Origin of the sequence: Marinoscillum sp. (genome assembly GCF_965229915.1) — a bacterium.
In the GTDB taxonomy this organism is placed as follows: Bacteria; Bacteroidota; Bacteroidia; order Cytophagales; family Cyclobacteriaceae; genus Marinoscillum.
In genome coordinates, this window is the sequence record NZ_CBDDJZ010000001.1 from 566,747 (window position 1) to 588,361 (window position 21,615).

The window sequence follows — 21,615 nt, forward strand, 5'->3', positions numbered from 1 at the left end:
GCCAATGATTTATATCAACATTCAAATTAAGACTTTCTATCCTCTCTGTAAAAAAAACGCCAATCTAATTAGCTATTATCCGGTGGTCATAAATACGTCTAAAGATTGGTAATTACTTGGCTATTATTGCTTTATGAAACACACAATTACCCTACTTATTAGCTTGTTCGTCTTGCTTGTTGTTAGCTGTCAGCAGTCCACAACACAAGACACCCAAACAAACTTCAATGTACCTTTTGAGAAGATCACCTTAGACAATGGACTAGAAGTCATTTTGCACGTGGACCGATCGGATCCTGTGGTGGCTGTGGCACTCACCGCACACGTGGGCTCTGCAAGAGAGCTGCCCGGACGCACTGGCTTTGCTCACCTTTTTGAGCACTTGCTGTTTCTCGAATCAGAAAACCTGGGAAAAGGCGGCCTGGATAAAATGAGTGCGAGAATTGGTGGATCAGGAGCTAATGGATCTACCTCAAGAGATCGGACGAATTATTTCCAAACCGTACCAAATGACGCTTTAGAGAAGATGATCTGGGCAGAAGCTGACAAGCTCGGTTGGTTTATCAATACGGTAACTGAGCCGGTGCTGGCTAAGGAAAAGCAAGTAGTCAAAAATGAAAAAAGACAAAGTGTGGATAATCGACCATACGGACACACCAGCTATGTCATTGATAAAAATCTATATCCAGAGGATCATCCTTATAACTGGCAGGTAATCGGGTCACTTGAAGATTTGCAAAACGCCACACTTCAAGATGTGAAAGACTTTTTTAACCGATGGTATACTCCGAATAATGTAACTCTAACCATTGCTGGAGATTTTGATGTGGCTCAAGCCAAAGAATGGGTACACAAGTACTTTGATGAGATCCCCAGAGGTGAAGAGGTGAATCCGCTGGCCAAAAATCCTGGTGTGCTTTCTGAAACCATCAAGAAATATCACGAAGATAATTTTGCCAGACTACCGGAATTAACACTCACCTGGCCAACCGTGGAGCAGTATCATCCAGACTCCTATCCTCTAACGGTGCTGGCAACCTACCTATCGGATGGCAAAGCCGCTCCACTCAATAAAGTCCTGGTAGAGGATCAACAACTAACAAACAATGTCAGTATGTTTCAACGCGATTCAGAGCTGGCCGGTCAGCTACAGCTTAGAGTCAGAGCTTACTCAGGTACCGCTCTGGACTCAGTGCATGCTGGAATATTCGAAGGCTTGGAGATCTTTGAACAGGACGGAATCTCTGCCGAAGATCTGAATCGGATTAAAGCTGGTCAGGAAACACGATTTTACAATGGTTTGTCGAGTGTACTGGGTAAAGGGTTTCAATTGGCCCAATACAACATCTTCGCTGGTGACCCAGGATTCATTGAAAAGGACATTGAAAATATCCTCAACGTCACTTCTGAAGATGTCATGCGAGTTTATGAAACCTACATCAAAAATCAACCTTATATCGCCACTAGCTTTGTACCAAAGGGTGAGAAAAGTCTCATCCTGACCGGATCCGATCAAGCTGAAGTGGTAGAGGAAGCAATAGTCCCTGGCGCAGAAGAATCCTTTGATGCTTCAGTGCAGGCCGAATATGAAAAAACACCTTCTTCTTTTGATCGGTCCCAAGAACCTCCCTACGGAAAATCACCAGAGTTAAATGTTCCTGAGGTTTGGCAAAGCAGCTTGACCAACGGGCTCAAGGTATATGGCATATACAGCGATGAAGTTCCTTTGGTTGATTTCAACCTCGTGATAGAAGGTGGTCAACAGCTGGATAAACTGGATTTGCCAGGTGTGGCCAATCTTACCGCAGAGATACTTTCCAAAGGTACTGCCAACAAAACCCCGCAAGAACTGGAGGCGGCTATCGACAAATTGGGAGCTTCCATTCGTATCAATGCCTCAGATCGAAATATTAGCATCTCTGGCAATACACTTGCTAGAAATTATGATGCAACCATGAAACTCGTGACAGAAATGCTCCTGGAGCCGCGGTGGGACCAAAAGGAATTTGAACTGCTGAAACAGAGTGTTTCTAGCCAAATCAGACAACAGGAAGCCAATCCCAATGCCATTGCTCAAAACAACTTCAACATCCTGATGTATGGCGCTGAAGACATTCGCTCCATGAACCAGTTAGGCACCCTAAAATCTGTGGAAGCTATCACCATGGACGATCTGAAGCTATTCTATAGTACTAACCTCAGTCCAAAGGTGAGCACTCTTCATCTAGTAGGCGCAATCGACAAAGACCTGGTGCAGAAGAGCTTACAGACACTTGAGCAAAACTGGGAAGCCCGTGAGGTTCAATTGCCTGAGTTGAAACAACCCACACCTGTCACCCAGTCAAAAGTGTACTTTTACGATGTACCCGATGCAAAACAGTCCGTATTGAGTATCGGATATTTAGCTCTAGCTGAAAATGATCCAGAATTTTATCCCGCCTCCATTCTCAATTATCGACTAGGTGGTGGTGGATTTGCCTCGCAGCTTACACAAGAGCTTAGAGAAGGTAAAGGCTACACCTATGGAGTAAGGTCGAGATTTCAAGGATCAACTGAGCCTGGGCCATTTGTCATTAGCTCAGGTGTGAGAACCAACGTGACGCTGGAGTCAACCCTGCTAATCAAGCAGATATTGGAAAACTATGGACCAGAATACACCGAAGAAGACCTGGCTACCACCAAAAGCTCTATGATTAAAAGTAACGCTCGGGCATTTGAAACGTCTCGGGCTAAACTTGGCCTGCTCCAGGACATGAGCCGGTATGGATGGAGTGCTGACTATGTGAAAGATAGAGAACAAATAGTGGAGAATATCACAGTAGCAGACATTCAAGAATTGGCGGGCAAGTACCTAAACGAAGATCAAATGATCTGGCTGGTGGTAGGTGATGCAAAGACGCAGCTAGACCGAATGGAAGAACTTGGCTTTGGTAAACCAATACTGATCAATGACATGACAGGTCCGGAGCAATAATCACACTATCTCCAAACGAAAAAAGGCCAGCTTCCTCGCGGAAGCTGGCCTTTTTGTATTTCTAATATATGGTCTATTGCCAGAATATCGCATAAAGTGCAACGATAATAACCACTATACCCATTGCTCCCAGGAAGAAGGTCTTATCTGTTTTGAACAATTCTGGTTCAAATGAATAAGCCTTATCATCTTGAGTTTTGGAATCAGCATTGGTATACATGATGATGGACAAAAATACCATCATAAACGTCATCATGAAGATGGAATGGAACCCAATATTGCGTAGGCTCATTCCAAACCATTCAGTACCGAAAAGCAAACCACTTACCAAGGTTACTACTGCTCCAATAGCAAAACCAAGACCAGCAGTTCGTAGTTTCTTGCGGTTTTCTGGAGTTACTTCAGGAGCTTGTGTCTTGTGACTGTCCGTCAATACCAGGATCACCGCCAATGAGATTAAGACCATACACACATAACCCATTCGGATTATGAATGGCAAGTCTGGTAACATCAGCTTGAACGCAATACCCGTTGGTAAAGTGGCGATGGTAGTCCAAAGAGCCGCTCTATTGGTGGCACGTTTCCAGAGAATACCCATTCCGAATACCACAACTACTCCCGGATAGATGAATCCAGTATATTCCTGAATGTACTGGAAAGCCTGATCCAATCCTCCCAGCAAAGGTTTGGCCGCAAAAACGGCTATCACCAAAGCAATGAAAGCCGCAATTCGACCGATACGAACCAACTGTTTCTGACTGGCTTCAGGGTTGATGATGTCTTTATAGATATCCAAAGTAAAAATGGTAGATGTAGAGTTGAGCATCGAAGCTAATGAAGATACAACAGCCGCTATCAAGGCAGCAAAGGCCAATCCTCTAATACCCGTCGGAGCAAAATTCCTCAACAACCATGGATACGCCTGATCGGCCTTGTCAATAGTTCCTGACAACCCCTCAATCGAGTGACTTAAATCCGGATGATTAAACATGACATAAGCTGTGATCCCTGGAATAATCACAATAATTGGAATCAATATTTTCAAGTAACCCGCGAAGATCAATCCTCGTTTGGCTTCTTTTAAGTTTTTCGCTGCAAGGCCTTTTTGGATGATGTACTGATTGAATCCCCAGTAGCCCAGGTTAGTGAGCCACATAGCTCCAAAGATCACCGCCAAACCGGGAAGGTCAATAAATGGGTCTTTGGTCCCTCCACTACCATCAGGAATCTCAGATACTCCTTCTTCCAAAATCATGCTGAAATGAAGATCAGAAGGCACCTCACGTACTTTGTTCAAAACAATCATAAAGCCCTCAAAGGCTCCACCCTCATCTCCAGCCACTGCTGATAGGGCAAAGAATGCAGTGATCAAACCACCACCAACAAGGAATACCACCTGGATAACGTCAGTCCATGCCACGGCTTTCAATCCACCATAGATCGAATAAATACCGGCGAAAATCAACAGTCCGGGCACACAATAGATCATAGGCCAACCAAGTATGCCTTCCATGGCCAGCGCCCCAAGCCATGCCACCGAAGTAAGGTTAACGAAGACGTATACCAACAACCAGAAAAACGAGAAGAAGAAACTCACACCCTTTCCATATCGCTCCTTGGCAAACTGAGGGATGGTGTAAATCTTTTTATCAATCATTTGAGGCAATAGGTATTTGGCCACCAGTATCAGGGTGACAGCTGCCAACCATTCGTAGGCCGCAATACCGATACCTACCGCAAATCCTGATCCGGACATGCCTATGAAGTGCTCAGCTGATATGTTGGCAGCAATAAGAGATGCTCCTATCGCCCACCATGAAAGTGAGTTACCGGCAAGAAAATAGTCATTGGCGGTCTTTTCGTGTCCTTTTTCATCACGGGACAGGTAAAGTCCAATGGCCATAATAATCACGCAGTACAGACCAAATACCACGTAATCGATAATTTCAAATCCCATCGTTTTTCAGTTATATGTTAAAAAAAAGGCACCCACAAACTTTGTAGGTGCCATCTATCTTATTGCATTTATTTGTTGCCCTTAGCGTAATCCGCTAAAAACTTCTCCAATCCACTGTCCGTCAAGGGGTGTTTCAGTAATCCTGTGATTACAGAAAGAGGACATGTTGCCACATCTGCTCCAATTTCAGCACATTTGATCAGGTGCATGTTGTGTCGAACAGAAGCAGCCAGTACCTCAGTCTCATAGCCGTAGTTACTATAAATCTGTACAATCTGCTCGATCAGGTCGAGCCCGTCTGTACAGATATCGTCTAGTCTACCAATGAACGGAGATACGTAGCTCGCACCAGCTTTAGCCGCTAGCAAAGCCTGACCCGCATTGAATATCAACGTACAGTTGGTACGAATACCTTCAGAGGTAAACTGCTTGATTGCTTTCACGCCATCTTTGATCATAGGCACTTTTACCACGATCTTGTCGTCAATAGCAGCAAGTTTTCTACCCTCTTCTACCATCTCGGCATAAGTAGTGGAAATCACCTCAGCGCTCACATTGTCATCCACAATGTTGCAAATGTCTTTGTAATGCTTCAGGATATTCTCCTGACCAGTAATGCCTTCTTTAGCCATAAGTGACGGATTGGTAGTTACTCCATCCAACACACCAAGATCATATGCTTCCTGGATTTCATCTAAATTGGCTGTATCAATAAAAAACTTCATTGTTTGTATTTATGTCTTAGTTGATAAATGCTTTTACTTCTTCGTAAACCTTAGGACCCGTATATCCAAACTTTTCATCCAGCACACCTGCAGGTGCAGAGTAACCAAAATGCTCCAGACCGAGCACTTTGCCATTAGCTCCTACCAGACCTTCAAGCGTAACAGGTAGCCCTGCTGTGAGACCCAATTTTGGTAAATCCCCTAGAATTTCTTTTTGGTAAGTCTCCGGCTGATCTCTGAATAGTCCTTCAGAAATGACCGATACAATATTTACAGCAACGCCATCTTTCTCCAACAGGTCTGCCGCTTCTACTAAAGTCGCCACTTCACTACCATTAGCTATTAGCGTTACCTTGGCTGAGTCATTGGACCGAACACGGTAGGCACCTTTCTTGGCACTCAAGGCATCTTGGTATCGAGAACCTGCACTTGGTAGGTCTTTGATATTCTGACGAGAGAAGATTAGGCCCGTAGGTGTTTTCTTATTTTTCAGTGCCATTTCCCAAGCAATGGTAGTCTCTGCTGCATCCGCCGGTCTGAGAGCCAAAAGAGATCTTGCTCCAGAGTGGTTTTTAAGTTTCTCTAATAGACGAAGTTGTGCCTCTTGTTCGATAGGTTGGTGTGTAGGTCCATCCTCTCCCACTCGGAAAGCATCATGCGTCCACAAGTAAATAACTGGCAGCTCCATCAAAGCTGAAAGTCTATAAGCAGGCTTCTGATAATCTGAGAAGATGAAGAATGTACCAATCACAGGAATCACACCACCATGTAGGGCCATTCCATTGGCCATAGCCGCCATGCTGAACTCAGCAACACCTGCATGTAAGAAATTAGCATCAAATGTATGTGGAGCAAATTGCTTGGATTTTTTAAGGAATCCATCCGTTTTGTCGGAGTTAGCCAAGTCAGCAGAGGAAACAATTAGGTTCTCTACTTTATCTGCCAAATAAGCCAGCACGGTAGAAGAAGAAGCTCTGGATGCCTGATCCGCTTTTTGCTCTATAGCTGAGAAATCAATATCAGGTATATCTCCGCTCAAGAACAAATCAAGCTTAGCTGCTAGAGCCGCATTGTCTGCTCTCCACTTCTGCTCCACTTCTTTCTGAGCAGCTGCCTCTTTACTCTTTCTTTCTAAAATTTGCTTGTAGAAATCGGCTACTTCAGGGAATACAGCAAACGGATCATCTACCTTAGCTCCAAGGTTCTCCAGGGTTTTATTGTAGTCTGCTCCGGTGCCACCGATTGGCTTACCATGCAGCTCTACATATCCTTCATATGGCTTGCCATATGCATCTACACAGCCCTTACCCATAATCGTTTTACCAACGATCAATGTTGGGCGTTGGGTCTCGGCTTTAGCACTATCCAAAGCTTTGCGAATGGCGTCATGGTCATGACCATCAATCTCCATTACATTCCAGCCCCAGGCCTCATATTTCTTCACGGTATCCTCAGCAGTCACCTCACTGGTGCTGGTACTCAACTGTACATCATTAGAGTCGAAGAACATGATCAGGTTATTCAAACCAAGGTACCCAGCAATACGGCCAATTCCCTGTGAAATCTCTTCCTGGATACCTCCATCGGAGATAAACGCATAGATGGTATGGTCAGTCCAATCTCCAAATTTGGCTTGAAGAAACTTACCAGCAAGTGCTGCACCAGCTCCCATCGCATGCCCCTGGCCGAGAGGACCTGAGGTATTCTCTACTCCTCTTTTATGATCTACTTCCGGGTGACCAGGAGTTGCAGAACCCCATTGTCTAAAATTGGATATATCATCTTTACTGTAATTTCCCAACAAATGGAGCTGAGCATAAAGCATGGCTGAAAGGTGTCCTGGATCCAAAAAGAACCGATCTCTCCACATCCACTCTGGATTTTGGGGATCAAATCGGAGGTATTCACTGTACAGGATATGAATGAAATCCGCTCCACCCATAGGCCCACCTGGGTGTCCTGAATTCGCTTTCTCCACCATCGAGATAGCCAAAGCTCTGATATTGTCTGCTGCCTGATTGTCTAATTTCTGATTACTCATGACGAAAATTTTTGTCTAATTTAATACTTATAGTCAATTTAACTATAAGGTTCTTTTCATTTTCTATTTAGTGTAAAACTTCATGAGGGTTGTTGTTTGATACGTTTCCCCCGGACTCAAGATAGTTGTAGGAAAGCTCTCTTGATTAGGCGAATCTGGGAAATGTTGGGTTTCTAAGCAAAAACCAGAGCGATGTTTATAGACATTATTGCTTTTACCAGTAATGGTACCATCCAGGAAATTTCCTGAGTAGAACTGAATCCCTGGCTCAGAGGTGTAAACATCAAAAGCCCTACCGCTTGACGGGTCATAAGCAGTGGCTGCCAAAGATAGTTCTTTTGGGTCTTCATTCAGCACCCAGCAGTGATCATATCCACCACCAAATGCTAATTGCTGATTATCTGCACCAATTTCTTCACCGATTTTCTTCGATGTGGTAAAATCAAAAGGTGTACCAGCAACTGGCCTGATCTCACCGGTAGGAATCAATGTACTATCCACTGGCAGGTAAGCATCCGCATTGATCATCAGCTCAGTACTTAAGACGTCATCTTTCATTGCTGAAAGGTTGAAATAAGAATGCTGAGTCAGGTTGACGACTGTTTTCTTATCAGTAGTCGACTGGTAGTCGAATGTCAGGGTATTGTCATCACCCAGCGTGTAAGTCACTGTCACATCCAGATTACCCGGATAGCCTTCTTCCATATCCACACTTTGGTAGGTGAGTTTCAATGCAACTCCTTTATCAGATGGTACTTCTTTTACCGTCCAGTTCACCTTATCAAATCCCGTAATCCCACCGTGGAGGCTGTTGCCAATATTGTTGATTGGAAGCTGATAGTCTACGTCATCAATGGTAAACTTCCCTTTAGCAATTCGATTCCCATATCTACCAATGATTGCCCCAAAATAAGGGCTTGCATCGAGATACCCCTGTAGATTGTCATAGCCCAGCACAATATCTTCCATCTGACCTTCTCTATCGGGCATGGTGAGCGAAGTAATAATCCCTCCATAAGAAATTACCTTGGCTTCCATGCCATTGGTATTAGTCATGGTGTATTGGGTTACTTCAGCTCCACTCGGTAGTGTGCCAAATGGAGCGCTGGAAACAGTAGCTTTAGCTTCTTTCTCCTCTTTCTTCTGAGGAGCACTGCAGCCAATTACCAGAAAAAATAAACCGGTAAGAAAAAACAATTGAGCAATTGAGTTTTTCATGTTATTCGTTTTTATCGTCTTTATTAAAAAAGGTGGTAATATACCTCATTCCATCGAAGGTTATCCTTGAACGAACGTACTTTGGTATCCTCGTCAATCACTAGCAATTCGATATCTGCCATGTCAGCAAAGTCTTCAAAAAACTGTGTATTGATCGCTCTACTGTAGACCGTATGGTGAGCTCCTCCAGCCAGAATCCAGGTTTGCGCAGCTATTTCCAGGTTGGGTTTTGGGTCCCAGAGTACGCTAGCAACTGGTAGCTTTGGTAGTTCCTGATCAGGCTTTACGGCATCCACTTCATTGACGAGTAGTCTGAATCGGTTGCCCATATCCATCAATGCCGCATTGACGGCCGGACCCGCTCCTGCAGTAAATACCAATCTAGCTGGATCTTCTTTGCCTCCTATTCCTAACGGATGCACCTCGCATCGTACGCTACCTTCTGCGATCGTTGGGCAGATTTCCAGCATGTGTGAGCCCAACACTCTTGATCGATCCTTTCTGAAATCATAGGTATAGTCCTCCATAAAAGAAGTACCGCCTTTGAGGCCTTGCGCCATTACTTTTGAGGCATAGACCAACGCACTGGTTTTCCAGTCGCCCTCTCCGGCAAATCCATACCCATCAGCCATCAATCGCTGAGCTGCGATACCCGGCAACTGTTTCATACCGTGCAAATCTTCAAACGTATCCGTGAAAGCACCGAAACCACCATCTTCTAAAAACGCTCTTAACCCAAGTTCGATTCTTGCAGAATCTCTTAATGACTGGCTCTTCAAAACCTCTGAGGTGATCTCATATTCGTCAGAATAGGTTTTAACCAGTTTCTCCACTTCAGCATCAGACACCTGATTGACAAAAGCCACAACATCGCCTATTCCCCAGGTGTTTACCTGAAACCCAAAGCGCATTTGAGCTTCCACTTTGTCCCCTTCTGTCACAGCCACATTGCGCATGTTGTCTCCAATTCGAGCAACTTTCAGGTTTTGGAAAGCATGCCAACCTGCAGCCACTCTACTCCAGTTGCCCAGCTGCTTTCTGCATTCTTCATTTTTCCAGTGACCAACAATCACTTTTCTGTTTTTTCTCAATCTGCTCACCATAAAGCCGAACTCACGTCCACCGTGTGCTGACTGGTTTTCGTTCATGAAGTCCATGTCAATTTCAGACCATGGAATCTCATCATTGAACTGCGTGTGGAAATGCGCCATTGGCTTTCTCAATACCTGCAGACCAGAAATCCACATTTTGGCTGGTGAGAATGTGTGCATCCAGGCAACCATTCCGATACATTTCGGCTCGTTGTTTACCTGCTCACATACCTTAAAAATTTGATCAGAGGTAGTCACTACACCTTTGTACTTAACCTGCACAGGAATATGCTCTGAAGCATCCAATGCTTTGGCTATTTCTTCTGTATGTCTTGCTACATTTTTGAGGGTTTCTTCACCATATAGGTGCTGGCTACCTGTTACAAACCAGATTTCGAAGTTCTTTAAATCAGTCATTTATGAATCAATTTTGCCCGTAATAGGCGTTTTTACCGTGTTTTCTTTCGTAATGTTTATTGATGAGTGCATCCTTCAAGCGAGGAGCTTCAGGGTTGATCTGCAAGGTGAGGTAAGCCATTCTGGCCAGTTCTTCTAATAACTTACTATTGAATACCGACTTGGCAGCAGTCTTTCCCCACGTGAAAGGGCCATGATTGCCAAGTAATACCATTTCCACCTCTTTATAAGAAATCCCTTTGTCATTGAAACAGTCAATGATCTGCTGACCAGTCATGTGTTCGTAGTTGCCTTTGATGAGTTCGTCACTCATGGGAGGAGCACATGGTATGTCTGTTGTCAAATAGTCTGCGTGTGTTGTTCCAAAAATCGGAATATCGCGCTGAGCCTGCGCCCATGCCACTGAATAAGCCGCATGCGTATGACTAACTCCTCCTATTTCTTCCCATTCACGATACAAGAAGGCGTGGGTTTTCGTATCAGAGGATGGTCGCATCTCTCCTTCGACCACATTGTTATCAAAGTCCACAATAACAATGTCATCTGGCTTTAAAAAATCATAATCTACTCCACTTGGTTTGATGGCGAAGACTCCCTCTTTGCGGTCTACGGCACTTACATTCCCAAAGGTGAAGATGACCAAGCCATAAGCTGGCAGTTGCATGTTCGCCTCATAGCACTCTCTTTTTAGTTCTTTGTACTTTGACATCTCGCTATTTATTATTGATGTTATTTTCTATGAATTCTCCAAGCAGCTCATACTTTTCATAAATCGATTCATACTTGGCTACTTGCTCTGGCTGAGGCTCGTAAGTCTTTTCAAATCCATTACCCATTGCTTTGATGGCTGAGTTGGTATCTGGATGAATCCCAGCGGCAACCGCGGCATAGATGGCGGCACCTAAGGCCGGTGCCTGATCAGACACGGCAATTTTGATCGGCATATTCAACACATCAGCCAAGGTCTGCATGATAAAGCCGGACTTCTTGGCTACACCACCGATACCTACTACTGCGTTGATTTCAACTCCTTCTGATCTGAACCGATCTACTATTTTCTTAGAACCGAAACAAATGGCTTCTACCAATGCCCTGAAAATGTGAGGAGCGGTGGTCCCAAGACTAAGGTTCACAATTGCCGCCTTTAGATTTTGGTTGGCATCTGGCGTCCTACGACCATTGACCCAGTCAAGTGCTATTGGTGCACTTTCGTCAATTGGAGTGGCTTCAGCTTGTTTGGAAAGTTCCGCAATCATGTCATTCTTGATCTCTTCAATCTGTTCTGCTGAAAGATTGAAAGTAAGCAGGTTATCCAGAGGCCATGATAGCAGGTTTTTGAACCAGGCTAGCACATCACCAAATGCAGACTGACCGGCCTCTAAACCGATCAACCCAGGGATTACCGACCCATCTACCTGACCGCAGATTCCAGCCACCGTTTTATCGGCAACTACATCTTTGGAAGATACGATAATGTCACAGGTGGAAGTTCCCATGACTCTTACCAAAGTGTTTTCCTCCACCTCAGCTCCTACCGCTCCAGAGTGCGCATCAAACGTTCCCACAGCCACTACCACGTCAGTCGTGAGACCAAGTTTATCAGCCCATTCCTCACTTAAGTGACCTGCCACTTCATCTGAGGTGTAGGTTTCTGTATATAAGTTCTTCTTTAATTCAGTGAGATATGGATCCAGTTTTGATAGGAACTCATCGGCAGGTAGTCCACCCCAACTCTCATGCCACATGGCTTTGTGACCAGCAGCACATCTGGATCGCTTTAACTCCGTCAGGGCTGGCTCTCCGATCAGAAGGTGTGTCATCAGATCGCAATGCTCTACCCAGGAAAAAGCCGCTTTCTTCACTTCCTCATCTACCCTGGCTATATGTAGGATCTTCGCCCAGAACCATTCAGAAGAATAGATTCCCCCTTCGAATTTCGTAAAATCCTCTCCACCCCAGGATCTGGCCAGCTCATTGATCTCATCAGCTTCCTTAATGGCCGTATGATCCTTCCATAAGACCATCATGGCATTGGGGTTTTCTGCAAACTCAGGTAACAAGCTCAATGCCTTACCCTCTTTGTTTACTGGAATTGGGGAAGATCCAGTGGTATCCACGCAGATTCCTTTTACAGAGGCTGCCGGGATTCCTGCCTCTCGGACTACTTCTTTGATGGTATATTCGATTCCTTCAATGTGATCCAGTGGATGCTGACGAAATTGATTCTCTGTAGGCTGACAGTACTTACCTTCTTTCCACCGTCTGTACCAGTGCACCTTACTCCCCAGTGTCTTGCCATTGCTGGCATCTACCAATACAGAGCGAACGGAGTCTGATCCAAAGTCCAATCCAATAACATACTTATTTTCCATATCGAAACTGCAATATTTTTAGTCAAACACTAAAGTAATAAAATTTTATCAACAAGTGTATTATTGACACTTATAAATTTGAAATAAAAAAAGCCAGCCTTAACAGACTGGCCCGAATCCCCAACCAGGACTCTTCCCTAGATCAGTTTTTATAAGTATCTCGGAGCTTTTTGACACCATAAATCCCACCAGCAGCCAGGAGCAAACTCAACCCACCGTCAATGGGCGTGGCTGGTGGTGCTCCCGGCTGAGCCAGGGCGGGAATTACAAACATTAAAGCGGCGATAAGTAAGGTTGATTTGATATATATATTCTTCATGATTGTCTTCTTTTAGATTCGTTAATCAATTAATAGGAGTTTATTTCAATACCACTTTGACTGACTCTGTACCATTGGAAACAAGGTAGACCCCACTCTTGAGGGTATTCAACTCAAACTGAGATTGACCAGTCGCCACGAGCGTTTTCACTTTTTGCCCTGAAAGATTGAATACATAGTATTCAGCAGGTGTCATATCGGAGGAATTGATATACAGGGTCTTCTCAAAAGCATAGACCAGCCCTACAGAAGACTCTGCCTGAAGTACAGAGGCACGCATCAAAACAAACCGATTGTCAAAAGTACCAGGCTCTGTAATAAACGCATACTCCTCCTGAGAAAGGTCAGTGATTTTGCCGGTAAACTGATCCAGTAACCATACCGGCTCGTTTATCTCAGATTGGTTGATCAAACTGATGGCATGCTGTGTATTTTGAGTAGTAGAGAACCCAAGTGCTACCTCTCCTGCATAAGTAGAAGGCAAACCCTGTATGGCCATCCGTTCTGATTGTCCAGGTAGCATAGTATACCATTGGAGGTCACTCCCTCCCATGTATCTTGCATCATAGGCCTTGTCTTTGGCCAAAGTAGCATCATCTGGATAGCCTATTATGGTTGCTTTAGTTCCTAGCCCATTGCTCAAACCGAGTTTGTAAGAAGTTATGGATGATTTTCTGAAGTACCCCTCATCGGTATTGTTGCCCGCAACTTTCATTTCATCAGTAAACTGTAAGGTCTGACCTGAAGCATTAGCTTTCACAAAAAAGCCTTGTGCACTTCTCACAAATCCATCGAAACGACCCTCTCCATCGCCTCGGCTATTGGTTCCAGTATTTCCAAGACTGTTTACGACCAGGTAATCAGCGTTAGTTCCTCGCTCAGTATCTGATCCGAAATCATCCCAGATGTAAATAACCTGATCCATGTCCAACGAACCATTTGCACTCAGAAATTCGGCAACCGAAATAGCGGCAGGATATGGGTTCGAAACCAAATTGAATCCTTCATATGGTTCCTCATCCACTGATCCTTGATCTGTATAGCTCAAGTCTACTTCTACTGTGCCATGATTTGGAGTTCCAGTAAACCAAACCGTACCATTTTCATCACCAGTGAAGGCACTGAAATACCCAACACCTGGCTCCATGCCAACCAACTCAAGCTGTGCCGGAGTGGCAAATCGATTGAGTCCCTGATTTCCGGAATGATGGTATGGGGCAGATTCATCATAGGCATAAACCACTGCCCCAGCGCCTAGTGAATCGAAACTCCCAAGTTCTACAGGTGAACCAACTATACTATATCTACCTGTACTGCTATTGAACGGGGTATTTCGTTCGATTAACGTGCCAAGCAAAAACGCTTCACCATATATATCCAAAATCTGAAAATCCACGGTGTTCAGATCACCATAGGTAAGCAGTGAAGCACCTGATGACACATAAAGAAGTCCACTATTCTCGAGATCTCCATTTACAATCAATGTATCCTCACTGGCAACCTCAATTTTTCCTGAATAGATCAGACTATCAAAGTAAATATTCAGATTGTTCACTTCCAGTGATCCGTATTCTTCCGTAGAATAAGCAGAGAGAATTAACGCATCGTCTTCAGGCTGGGGCACAGCCCCCGCAGACCATTGTAAACTGAGGCCAGCATATGACCAGGTATTTGGCGCTTCATTGACTCGGATAGAAAAGCTTCCTGCCTCTTCTTCACTAGTAAATACCTGAAGTAACACAGGCACACCCGGACCAATTGGTAAGTAGACTTTTTCGGGTAAATCTGCGACACAAAACAAGGAACTACTCCCACAACTCGTATATACCGCCCCGGACAAGCTTTTCGCTGAACCCAGAATAGAGCTGATCTCCACTGAACCTGTGGAAGGCATGGTAAACTGAAACCAAACATCTCGGTTTGTCCCCTCGCTCGCACAAGAAATATAAGACTCGGGAATGAGAGCAAACTCGGTGGAGCTCGAAATGTAATCCCCCTCACCACTAGCATTCACTGTCAGTGATTCGGCTGAGGTACAGTCGTCATTATCTACACCGTAAAAAGTGACACCTAATCCGCTGGATGCCGGTCCTGTGGAATTATACACATTATCAGCAGACAGGTTGGCGAAGGCTGAATCATCAAAATCAAAAGTAATATCTGCGACTGAATGCTCTCCACTATGATTGGTGGCACTTCCTGAAATCGTAAGAGTGGCAATCGCAGATGAAGGGTTGCTGCCTAATAGCCATTCGCTTGGATCGTTTGTAAGCGCTAGCAGCTTATCACCTATAATGAACCCGTTGATGCTCTTTTCAAAGATCTCAGCAGACTCCCAGGCACTACCATCCATAGATCTCAGGATCACCGATTCATCTGTTTCATATTCCGTACCTCCGATGTAGAAGTGACCGTTTGCATAAACTATGTCGTTCCAATTGCCATAAGGGATAGCATGTTCACTCCAACTGACACCATCTGATGATACATAAGCATATTGACTTCCAATAGCTACGAATAGACCTCCTCCAAATGCAATATGATAAACGCTACTGGTAATGGATGAATTACTGGTCATGACCGCCATTCGAGCATCAAAGTCGCCATCAGAGGCAATTACCCAGTTCTGTCCATCCTCTGAGTACATAGATGCAGTTGAACTGGTTCCTACTGCCACGAAGATGTCATTTCCAAAAGCCACATCCTGCCATGATCCATAGACATCCTTTTCAGTCCAATTGATACCATTGGTCGAATGCATCACTCCGTAGCCTTCTACTGCTACGAACTTACCGTTTCCATAAGCTAAACCATTCCATTCTCCACTTGTGGAGCCATTGCTCCAGTTGATACCGTCACTGGAGGTCATCAGGTATTCTTCTCCAACAGCTACAAATAAGCCATCAGCATAGATAACGTCATTCCAATAACCACTACCTACTGTTCCAAAAGTCCAGGTCTCACCGTTAGTTGAGTAGGCAAACCTGCTATCGTTATAGGAGAGTGCCACGTACGTCCCATTTCCATATGCACCTAGTTTCATACCATAGCTCAAGGTTTCAGAGGCAGTTGAAGAGAGCCAGTCGAGACCAAATCGATTTTGTTCTGTAATCTCCAGGGTAGGCGTAAGTCCATCTGGGATACCTGCAACAGAAACTTCACTACCAAGATCGAGGATTCCATCTTCGTCTTCATCTTGAAAATGTTCTCCGGGCAATGAAACGACGATAGAACCTTCTACACTTCCATCATTACTGGAAGATTCCATAAATCCACCGGAGTAGGAAATCGATGGATTATCATCGAAGTTTATCCCGACAAAGCTACTGGCCGGACCTGTGGCATTGGTTACATATTGGGCCGCTGTGTTTGTGAACGCCAGATCACTAAACTCAAAAGTGATATCTGAAACATCATCAATACTCTGATGATTTTCACTTGTCCCAGTAAGCGTTAGTTTAGCCTTAGCATTTGTTTGACTGATAAAAATATTTGAATCATCTCCTGCCTCGGACTGGTATTTATCTCCCAGCACAACCACTCTACCATTCCCATATGCCAGTGCCGTCACTTCATCTGCACCTAATTGCCGATCGGTCCAGGTCACACCATCCGGTGAGGTAAAAAGAGTCGCATAATCATCCTCATAATTCTCTTCACCTAAGACCAAAAAAAGGCCATTGTCATAAATTACCTCTTCCCATGCAATGGAGGATGACACCGTTTGTATTGTCCAGTTTTCTCCATCACTAGAAGACCATATTTCCCCGCCATAGTTTCCTTCGTCATTGGTACTAGACGAACACGCTACGTATATCCCATCGCCATAAGCTATGCTTTGAAAATTGACAGATGGTAGAACAGACTCATGAAGCATCCAGTTTTTACCGTCTGTAGATATGAGAATGTCTCCATTGTAGTCCACAGCAACAAACTGTCCCGAGCCATAGGTAACCGAACGCCAATCGGCATTCGTATAACTTGTTGGCTCTACCCAACTAACACCATCTTCTGAAATCATGATAGAAGAGTCCTGCCCGCTAGCCACAGCTACAAAAAAACCATTAGCAAAAATGACATCATAATAATAGGCATCACTAATATATGAGGGTTCGGACCAGGACACGCCATCTGTAGAACTACTTGAATACCCATCTCCAGATACAGCTACAAATTGCTCTTTGGCATAGGTAACACCATACCAATTCTGCTGTTGGATATCTCCAGACACCCAATTAACGCCATCATTGGAAGCGATGGCAGAGGCTCCTGAAGAATTTGTTAATGCTACATAAGTTCCATTGCCAAAGGCCATAGTTTGCCAATTGGAACTCTCATAATCACTGTCCAGGGAGTAGTACATGATCGTATCAAAAATCTCATTCCGCTCAGTGATCGCAATGTTGGCACTCAGCCCTGAAGGAAGGTTGACATTTACTTCCGAAGCATCCAACACGTCATCACCCTCAGAAAACAAATCTCCCTCCAGCTCGATGAACAGGTTTCCAAACACGGATCCATCATTCAGATAGGATTCACTGAAATCACTTCCACTGTAAGAGATTGTCGCTTGACTGTTTAAATTAATCGTAACTTCCTCCTCGTAATCTTCGCTATCAGTCACCGTAACCGTATAGATACCTTCATCTAATCCGGATAGGGTTTGGGTGGTGGCTCCTGTGCTCCACAGATAACTATAAGGTGGAAATCCATGTAATCCATAAGCACTCAGCTCTCCGATATTTCTTCCCGCTGATTCGCTGGTGACCACTTGAACTCCGGCCTGTAACAAAAGTGGTTCAGTAATGGTGACACTTTCCTGAGCCGTTGCTCCATTGTCATCGGTAATGGTGACGACATAATCACCAGCAGTCAAACCGGAAATGTTGGCCGTATTAGCTCCATTACTCCATGAATACGCGTACGGCTCTACTCCTCCCGTTGCTGAGGCAGTTAGTTCTCCTTCATTACCTCCAATAGAGGTAGCATTTGAGATAACTTCTATGGATGCAACCAATTCATCAGGTTGTGTAACCTCCGCAGTAGTCTGCACCTGTGCGCCAATAGCATCTGTAACCGTAACGGTATAAGTCCCTGCGGACAAATCGGCGATAGTAGCTGTATTTCCTCCATTGCTCCACAGATAAGCATAGGGTGAGGTGCCTCCTGAAGCACTTGCAGTGAGCTGTCCATCAGATGTACCGTAGATAGTCACATGCTGATCCACAGTAATGGACGTTTCCAAAGTGCTGCTAATTCCTGTAAGATCAAATGTATAGGCATCACTGCACCCAGAAACACTAGCAAAACTGAAAGCGGCATTCTTTTCGCCTTCTGAATCTGGGGAGAAAGTAATTGAAAATGTAGTGGAACCACCAGCAGGAATGCTGCTTACCGTTGAGGTAAGATCCAGATCAAATTGATCCGCATCCGTACCACTTAGCGCACTAATCGGATTGGTGGTTAGATCAACTGCTGTGTTACCATTGTTAGAAATAGTAAACACCTGTGGAGCCGAATTTGAATTGGTTAGCTGAGTTCCAAACTCAAAACTACCTCCCCGAAGGATCATCTCCGAACTACTAATGCTGATTGGAAACTCATCCACCCAGGCGGTACTCGCATCCATGTTTTCCAGCGTTCCAGAAGATCCGCCAGAGACCAGGTTAGCTGCTGAGCTACCTGTACCGTCATCCAACGGCCAATAGGCAATTAATCCTGTCTCGGAACCAGACAAAATATCATCTTTATTGTTGGCTATTTCGGATTCTGACCTGGCCACATTCCAAACTCGCATTTCTGCAATGGAGCCACCCAATAGGACGTAATGCGAGTTAAAAGCGCCTTTACTGATACCGAAAGTTGTGGGTCCATCAAGAACCAGGTTTCCTGCTGTGGTCGTATTGATTAGCGATCCATCCAAATAGATGGCCAAAGTGGTCGTACTGCCATCATTGTGCCATGTAGCTGCAACGTGATGCCACGAGTTAGCTGCCAGTGAACTGGTAGATGCGCTAGACGAATAAGAAGCATTATTACCTACATCCGATCCTCCTCCATATCGGAAATGCAAGCCGACCGCCGGATGAAAGGATACATAGAAGGAATTATTCGAATTGTGGCCAAGACCATTGGAGAACATGGCGTCATCAAAAGGGTCTTGCCAGTTGTCTTTACGCACCCAGGCCTCTACTGTGCCCGAAACATAAGAGAAATCTGGAATGGAAACGGAAACTTCATCGTCTACACCATCAAATTCCAGAATACTGCGACTACAGTCACCAGCGGTAACTGGTGGCTGCGCATAGGATACGACTGGAAAATACATGAGTAACAAAAACAGCCAGCTAAACATCTGATGCTTACCAGCCAAATGGACTTCTAGGGAGTGATTGGTATTCATAGTTCTTTAAAAGTTCAGTTGACCCAAATGGGCCTAATTGACTCTAAAGATGTTTATGAATACTCTTCAGAAAGATGCAACCTTCATGAACCTCTCATCTTTATTCATGAACCATAGGAAAGTCTACATTAAATAATTCAAGCCTCCACGGTTTTATTAACTTTACTCAGTTGGAAGGAAATGGTCGTTCCAGTATCTGCGGTCTCAATAGCCAATTCACCTCCATGCTTACGAACAAACTCCTGACACAATAAAAGACCCAGCCCGGTTCCCTTTTCGTTTTGAGTGCCTTCCGTACTCTTCAGTACCTGATTTTTAACTAACTGATTGAGAGTATCTGCAGGAATGCCACTTCCTGAATCCTTCACTGCTATCTGTACACTTTCCTGAGAGTCTGAGACAATGATGGAGACTTCTCCTCCTACCGGAGTGAACTTGATAGCATTGCTCAGCAGGTTTCTTAACACAGTGCTAATCATATTGTAGTCCGCTTTGACAGCATATCGATCTTCCTGCTCCAGTCGAAATTCGATCTCTTTAGCATTCAATGCCTCGCTAAAAATAACCGAGACTTCCTCGAGCAGATCAGGTAGTTCTACATCGGTCGGTTGGTAATTGAGGCCATCAGTTTGTGAAAGCGCCCATTTGAGTAGGTTGTCCAGCAAATGGTTGACCGATGTGGCCGACGCATCTACCTGTGCTATCAGCTCATGGATCCGACTTTCATTTCCTTTACTGGAATAGTATGCCAGCATCCGTCCGATACCCTGGAGTGAGGTTACAGGGCCTCTCAGGTCATGAGCAATGAGCGCAAAGAACTTGTCTTTGGTCTTATTGGAGTCTATTAAATCATTCTGAGTCTTATTTAATGCTTTGTTGATTTTGGTGATCATAGCATTTCGCTTTTCCACCTGCCCTTTGGATTTTCTTAGTTGCACATAACCAAAAACCAAACCTGAGCTCAGCACCAAAAACAATGCAGAAGCAATAAGAAAAAATGTCTTTTGTGATCGCTCTTTATCCAAAGTGAGCTGATCAAGCTCCCTATCTTTCTGCAAGGACAGTATTTCATTGGCTTTTTTCTCAGACTCATACTTCTCGTTCAGTTCGTTTATGGTGGCCAGATCTTCCGAGTTTCTTATGGAATCACGAGCGGCAACATGCTTCCTATAGCTACTAAACGCTTTACTGGTCTGTCCCATAGCTTCATAAAGCTTCATCATTTCCTGATAGAGATTTCGCTGACTGATCCAATCGGTCTGTAGTTCTGGCATTGATTCTGCCTTCACAAAGTATCTTTCTGCTGCGGTGGTGTTGCCCATTTCATGCTCCAGGGATCCCAAGGATATGTATGATTTGAGCATTCCGGCCTTGTTACCCAACTGTTCTTCTAATTCCAGCGATTTGATCTGGTACTTTTTGGATTCTTCCATATCGCCCAACTTCATATAAGCTTCGCCCAAACCACTGTAGCCCCAGGCCTCATTGGTGATCATTTTTGATGTGATAGCGTACTCCACACAATTTTTAAAGCAATAAATAGCTGAATCATAATTTGGCTCCTCCATGAAAATGGCACCTAAGTACTGGTAGGCGTTAGACAGACCATTCCAGTATTTATTTCGCTCATAGATATCTAGTACCTTGTAGAAAAATGGTTTGGACTTGGCTGTCTCCCCAAGCGTGAGGTAAATGAATGCGATGTTCATCTGAGCATCAGCCTTGTCAGTTTCACTTCCCAGTTTGTCGAATATCTCGGCTGCCTGCACGTAGCATTCCATTGCTTTAGTAAAATCAGACTGATACCAATAGTACCCACCAAAATTGAGGATGTTACTAGCTATCAATACCGAATCCCCGGTTTTTTGCGCTAGCTCTTTTGCGCGATCTCCGTAGTATAAAGCAGAGTCTATGTTAGAAGATATATAGAGTCCGAAAAGTGAATTAACCCAACGTGTTTCCACGGAATCATTGGGTGGGTCTTTGAGCATATACTTCAGACTATCCACTAAGGACCTGCCCTGCCCATTTGTCTTAACAGAAAGGAATACCAGGCAAACAGTAATAAAAAGACCAGCTATTTTTCTCATTTTTTTGT

The 21,615-nt window shown here is 44.4% G+C and carries 11 protein-coding genes; 1 reads left to right on the top strand and 10 read right to left on the bottom strand.

Annotated elements, in window-relative coordinates; translation table 11 throughout:
- Positions 1 to 133: 133 nt before the first annotated feature.
- Positions 134 to 2,974, top strand: coding sequence for a M16 family metallopeptidase (locus ACO067_RS02550; protein ID WP_421870335.1), 2,841 nt, complete (start codon positions 134 to 136; stop codon positions 2,972 to 2,974).
- Positions 2,975 to 3,047: 73 nt separating this feature from the next.
- Here ACO067_RS02550 and ACO067_RS02555 read toward each other — a convergent pair whose 3' ends face one another.
- The 10 genes from ACO067_RS02555 to ACO067_RS02600 form a co-directional block, all read right to left on the bottom strand.
- A complete protein-coding gene (locus ACO067_RS02555; RefSeq protein ID WP_421870338.1) occupies positions 3,048 to 4,931 on the bottom strand; it encodes a sodium:solute symporter family transporter in 1,884 nt (627 codons plus the stop codon).
- 68 nt (positions 4,932 to 4,999) lie between these two features.
- Positions 5,000 to 5,656, bottom strand: coding sequence for a fructose-6-phosphate aldolase (gene fsa / locus ACO067_RS02560; protein ID WP_421870341.1), 657 nt, complete (start codon positions 5,654 to 5,656; stop codon positions 5,000 to 5,002).
- A 16-nt stretch (positions 5,657 to 5,672) separates the two neighbouring features.
- The gene (locus tag ACO067_RS02565) at positions 5,673 to 7,697 is read right to left on the bottom strand and encodes a transketolase family protein (RefSeq protein WP_421870344.1); all 2,025 of its coding nucleotides are present in this window, start codon (positions 7,695 to 7,697) and stop codon (positions 5,673 to 5,675) included.
- 63 nt (positions 7,698 to 7,760) lie between these two features.
- Positions 7,761 to 8,915 carry an aldose epimerase family protein gene (locus tag ACO067_RS02570; protein ID WP_421870347.1) on the bottom strand — a complete coding sequence of 385 codons (1,155 nt, stop codon included), beginning with the start codon at positions 8,913 to 8,915 and terminating at the stop codon, positions 7,761 to 7,763.
- A 23-nt stretch (positions 8,916 to 8,938) separates the two neighbouring features.
- On the bottom strand, positions 8,939 to 10,423 hold the full coding sequence (araA, locus tag ACO067_RS02575; RefSeq protein WP_421870349.1) for an L-arabinose isomerase: 1,485 nt from the start codon (positions 10,421 to 10,423) through the stop codon (positions 8,939 to 8,941).
- A gap of 7 nt (positions 10,424 to 10,430) precedes the next feature.
- Positions 10,431 to 11,132, bottom strand: coding sequence for an L-ribulose-5-phosphate 4-epimerase (locus tag ACO067_RS02580; RefSeq protein WP_421870352.1), 702 nt, complete (start codon positions 11,130 to 11,132; stop codon positions 10,431 to 10,433).
- A 4-nt stretch (positions 11,133 to 11,136) separates the two neighbouring features.
- A complete protein-coding gene (locus tag ACO067_RS02585; RefSeq protein ID WP_421870354.1) occupies positions 11,137 to 12,795 on the bottom strand; it encodes a ribulokinase in 1,659 nt (552 codons plus the stop codon).
- 142 nt (positions 12,796 to 12,937) lie between these two features.
- Positions 12,938 to 13,114 carry a PID-CTERM protein-sorting domain-containing protein gene (locus ACO067_RS02590; protein WP_421870357.1) on the bottom strand — a complete coding sequence of 59 codons (177 nt, stop codon included), beginning with the start codon at positions 13,112 to 13,114 and terminating at the stop codon, positions 12,938 to 12,940.
- 40 nt (positions 13,115 to 13,154) lie between these two features.
- The gene (locus tag ACO067_RS02595; protein ID WP_421870360.1) at positions 13,155 to 19,517 is read right to left on the bottom strand and encodes a LamG-like jellyroll fold domain-containing protein; all 6,363 of its coding nucleotides are present in this window, start codon (positions 19,515 to 19,517) and stop codon (positions 13,155 to 13,157) included.
- A gap of 137 nt (positions 19,518 to 19,654) precedes the next feature.
- A complete protein-coding gene (locus tag ACO067_RS02600; RefSeq protein ID WP_421870363.1) occupies positions 19,655 to 21,607 on the bottom strand; it encodes a tetratricopeptide repeat-containing sensor histidine kinase in 1,953 nt (650 codons plus the stop codon).
- Positions 21,608 to 21,615: the final 8 nt, after the last annotated feature.